The 686-nt window shown below is 48.3% G+C and carries 1 protein-coding gene; it reads right to left on the reverse strand.

What is annotated here, in order from left to right; translation table 11 throughout:
* On the reverse strand, nt 1-636 hold a 636-nt coding region (locus R8N47_RS25440), incomplete at its 3' end, for an ABC transporter permease (RefSeq protein ID WP_225466956.1).
* Nucleotides 637-686: the final 50 nt, after the last annotated feature.

The following is a 686-nucleotide window of genomic DNA, read 5'->3' on the forward strand; positions in this document are numbered from 1 at the left end:
TAACTTAGCTGCATCCGCCATATTGACGATCATAAGCTGACCATCGACATCCGAACCGGTATTAAAAATACCAGCCACTGTGAAGTTGCGCTGACTAGGGATTCGACCAAGAGGGGTAAACTGCGTGGCGTTTGTCACCATTAAACGAACTTTGTCGCCAATAGAAACCTTAAGAGAGCGCGCTAAACTGTGGCCAAGAAACACTTTGTACTCTCCCGCTTGAAGAGAAGACAAACGACCCGCAATCAAATGGTTGGCAATCGGGTCGCCTTTCTTAGGCTCAATCCCAATCAAATAACCTGCCGTCAGTTGCGCCGAGCTTTGAATTACAGCCTCTCCGCGAACAACAGGTTCTGGCTCAGCAACATCCGACATCGCTTGAATGAATTGCGGCGCAGACTCCGTCAGTGGAGTGCGACCATCATGTTGAGAAATCACCGCGTGAGGAAGAACACCAAGAATGCGCTCTTTCAGTTGTGCTTCGAATCCGTTCATAACCGAAAGCACAGTGACCAACGCCATCACACCGATCGTGATGCCCGCCGTCGACATATAAGAAACAAATCGGCTAAACCTATCTCCGGAGCGTCCCCGAAGATATCTCAAGCCAATAAACAAAGAGATAGGATGATACATACAGGACAAACCAACTGGTTTTCTAATAAGGGCGATTGACCCTAGTTCTA

The organism is Vibrio sp. 2132-1 (assembly GCF_033344315.1).